Below are 3,850 nucleotides of genomic sequence, written 5' to 3' on the forward strand. Positions count from 1 at the left end.
AACCGCTGCCGTGGTGGGCGCGGGCCGCGATGGTGCCGGTGACCCTGTATCTGGTGGTCCTTGGCTGCCTGCAAATGCTGAATCCGTCCTATCTGGGCGGCAGTGGCCTTGGCGGTGTGATCTTTGGCGCCGTGCTGTTCGGCCTTGGTGCTGCTGGCAGTTCAGTCACCCTGACCGCCGCCCACATCCACCGCCCGCGCACCAAGATCCGCGCCGGCTATCGCCGCAGCATGTTCGGCAAGGTGATCCATTTCATCGCTGGCAACCCGATCATGCCGGTCGTGTCGATCGCGGCGGTGGTGTCGTTGGTGGTGATGGTGTTCATTGCCTATGGCCAGCACAACAAGGGCGTCGAATTCTTCGTCGAATCCGAACCAGAGCAAGCGATCATCTATGTCCGCGCACGCGGCAACCTGTCGTTGATCCAGACCGATGCGCTGGTCAAACAGGTCGAGCAGATCGCGCTGCAACATCCCGGCGTCGAGAACGCTTTTGCCTTTGCCGGCGACGGCGGCCTGAACGCCAACACCGGCGGCGCGCAACCGCCGCTGGACACGGTCGGGCAGGTCCAGATCGAACTGGTGCCATGGGAAAACCGCAAGGACAAACCCGAGCTGGACGGCAATCTGGTGCTGGATGACCTGCGTGCCGCGCTGCACAACATCCCCGGCATCAAGACCGAGATCCTTGATCTGTCGATGGGCCCGGCCTCGGCCAAGCCGGTGCATCTGCGTCTGAAAGGCGACAATTGGGACGACCTGCTGGCCGCGACCAGCATCGTGCGCGCCCGGTTCGAGGACACGCCGGGCCTGACCGATGTCGAAGACACCCTGCCCCTGCCCGGCATCGACTGGCAGATCGACGTCGATGTCGAACAGGCCGGGCGCTATGGCGCCGACGTCGCCACGGTGGGCGGCATGGTGCAACTGGTGACGCGCGGGCTGTTGCTGGACCAGATGCGGGTGCCCAGCTCGGACGAGGAAATCGACATCCGCGTGCGCCTGCCTGAAAAGGACCGGGTGCTGTCGACGCTGGACAGTCTCAAGGTCCGCACCGCCTCGGGCCTTGTGCCGCTGTCGAATTTCATCACCCGCAAGCCGGTGGCCAAACTGGGCCGGATCACCCGCGTCGACGGCAACCGCTTTTTCGACGTCAAGGCCGGGGTCGATGCCGACATGATCAACGATGCCGGTCAGCCGATGAACCCGACCGAGCGGATCGAGCTGCTGACCCAGTGGCTGAAAACCGACAAACCGCTGCCTGCCGGGATCGACTGGGAATGGACCGGCGATCAAGAGGATCAGACGGAAAGTCAGGCCTTCCTCAGCCAGGCCTTCCTGGGCGCGCTGGGGCTGATGTTCATCATCCTGCTGGCACAGTTCAACAGCTTTTATAATGCGACGCTGGTGTTGCTGGCGGTGGTTCTGTCCACCACCGGCGTGCTGATCGGGATGCTGGTCATGGATCAGACCTTTAGCATCATCATGACCGGCACCGGGATCGTGGCGCTGGCGGGGATCGTGGTGAACAACAACATTGTTCTGATCGATACCTATCAGGAATTCAGCCAATATATGCCCCGGATCGAGGCGATCACCCGCACCGCCGAGGCGCGGATCAGGCCGGTTCTGCTGACCACCGTCACCACGATGGCGGGCCTTGCGTCGATGATGTGGGGGCTGAGCTTTGACTTTATCAATGGCGGCTATTCGATCGACAGCCCGACCGCGCTGTGGTGGAAGCAACTGGCCACGGCAGTGGTGTTCGGCCTTGGCATCGCCACGGTGCTGACGCTGATCTTCACGCCATCAATGCTGGCGCTCAGAGTGTGGTTCAACACCTATGTGGCGGCGCTGTTGCGGCTGATCGCGGCAGTGTCGGGCGGATCGGGCAGCCGTGCCGCACGCGACCGGGCGCTGAACCGCGCGGCCCGCAAACTGGCTGCGCCCGAACTGATCTGGGACGACCCCACAGCCCCGGCCACCGACGCGCCCCCCGCCGCCAGCGAGGAACAGCTTGCCGCCCTGCGCCAGTCGCGTGACGATCAGGACCGGGCGCAGACCGCGGATGACAAAGCGGTGCGCGCGGCCGAATAAGCCGCGCGCCCGATTTCATCAGGGTTCGAACGTATCCCGAACGTAGATCGGCACCGACAGGATCGCGACCAGTTCCTCGGTCCCGTCAAAGATGCCCGCCAGTTCCGGCACGCTGACGCTGTGGCTGGCCTCGCCCGCCAGCGGCTTGCCCATGCCTTTGCTCATCAGCAGCTCGGCCAGTTGGCTGTAGCGGTAGATGTGGAAAAAGTCGGGCTTGACGGCCGAGTACGGCTGGGCGGTGTTGTCGATGCTCCAACTGGGCACACCCGCGGCATAGCTGACCGAGAAGGCCACCTCGCCGCCCCCCTCGGGCGCGATGGTCCAGCTTTCCGAGCGCATGTCCTTGCCGTCCTCGGTCAGCTCTTTCGTCGCCGTCTTGGTGAAGCCGGCCGCGATCGAATTGTCATAGGGGTTCAGAACCGGCGCAGGTTCGTAGATGCGGGTCAGATACATCCGCGGCGCCTTTACATCGGGGCTTACGCCATAGCCAAAGAACGCCCCAACGCGGCTTTTGGCGGGCGTGTCGGGCTTGCCCTCGGGATCCAGCCGCAGGGTCTGATCCATCACCACCAGAAAGAAATTCGCGCCCGCAAGCGGTCCCTTGGGCAGGGTGATCGCCTTCCAACCCTCGGGCATCACCGCCTGAACCGCCGTGTCATTGGCTTTGAACGCCAGCAACATCCGGCTTTCGACGGTCTTGCCGACATAGGTTTCAGCCCCGGCCTGTTCGGCGGAAATGACCGGCGCAGTCGCCAGAATGGCGGCAACGGCCAGCCTTTTCATCAAATGCAGCGTCATGACTTTTCCTCCCACATGCTGCGTTCCCGCGCCATTCAAGCGCGAGAACCAATAGGGAAGTCTTGGCCAGTTCCGGTGTCGCGTCTTTGAGGCATCTCAGAGCCGGTGACAGCGATCCGTGCTAAAATAGGGGTGGGTTTGTGCCTTGCCCAAGTCCGCGATCAAGCGGCCTGTTCTTCCTCTTCGGCCTGTTGGCGCGCCCACATGCTGGCGTAACGCCCGCCAAGCGCCAGCAGCGCCTCGTGGCGGCCACGCTCGACCACAAGGCCGTTCTCAAGCACCAAGATCTCGTCCGCGTCGACGATGGTCGACAGGCGGTGCGCGATGCTGAGCACGGTGCGACCCTCGCCCATGGCTTTCAGTTCGGCCTGAATCTCGCGCTCGGTCTCGCTGTCCAGCGCCGAGGTCGCCTCGTCCAACAACAGGATCGGCGGGTTTTTCAGCAAGGTGCGGGCAATGCCGACCCGCTGTTTTTCGCCGCCCGACAGTTTCAGACCACGCTCGCCCACCTTGGTTTCGAACCCGTCGGGCAGGCTGGCAATGAAGTCATAGATCTTGGCGGCCTTGGCGGCGGCCTCGATCTCGGCGCGGCTGGCGTCGGGGCGACCATAAGCGATGTTGTAATAGATGGTGTCGTTGAACAACACCGTGTCTTGCGGAACGATCCCCACCGCCGCGCGCAGCGAGGCTTGCGTCACTTCGCGCACATCCTGCCCGTCGATGCTCACGGCGCCGGAATCGACATCGTAGAATCGGTACAGCAATCGGCTGATGGTGGATTTGCCGGCACCGGACGCACCGACGAAGGCAACGGTCTTGCCCGCGGGCACTTCGAAACTGACGCCATCGAGAATGGGGCGACGCGCGTCATAGGAGAATCTCACGTTTTCGAATCGCACGCTTGCGCCCTGCAGACTCAGCGCGCGTGCATCGGGCGCGTCGGCGACCTCATGATC

3 protein-coding genes are annotated in these 3,850 nt (G+C 63.5%); 1 reads left to right on the top strand and 2 read right to left on the bottom strand.

The genetic code is table 11. The features are described 5' to 3' along the window. A partial coding sequence (locus ABYW26_RS11740; protein WP_372605071.1) for an efflux RND transporter permease subunit occupies nt 1–2,096 on the top strand: 2,096 nt, incomplete at its 5' end. Nucleotides 2,097–2,114: 18 nt separating this feature from the next. On the opposite strand, the gene ABYW26_RS11745 is transcribed toward ABYW26_RS11740, so the two are convergent. Then, a complete protein-coding gene (locus ABYW26_RS11745; RefSeq protein ID WP_372605073.1) occupies nt 2,115–2,894 on the bottom strand; it encodes a hypothetical protein in 780 nt (259 codons plus the stop codon). 161 nt (nt 2,895–3,055) lie between these two features. After that, nucleotides 3,056–3,850: ATP-binding cassette domain-containing protein (locus ABYW26_RS11750; protein WP_372605074.1), on the bottom strand; the 795-nt coding region annotated here is incomplete at its 5' end.

Source organism: Actibacterium sp., assembly GCF_041584535.1.
Lineage (GTDB): Bacteria > Pseudomonadota > Alphaproteobacteria > Rhodobacterales > Rhodobacteraceae > Actibacterium_D.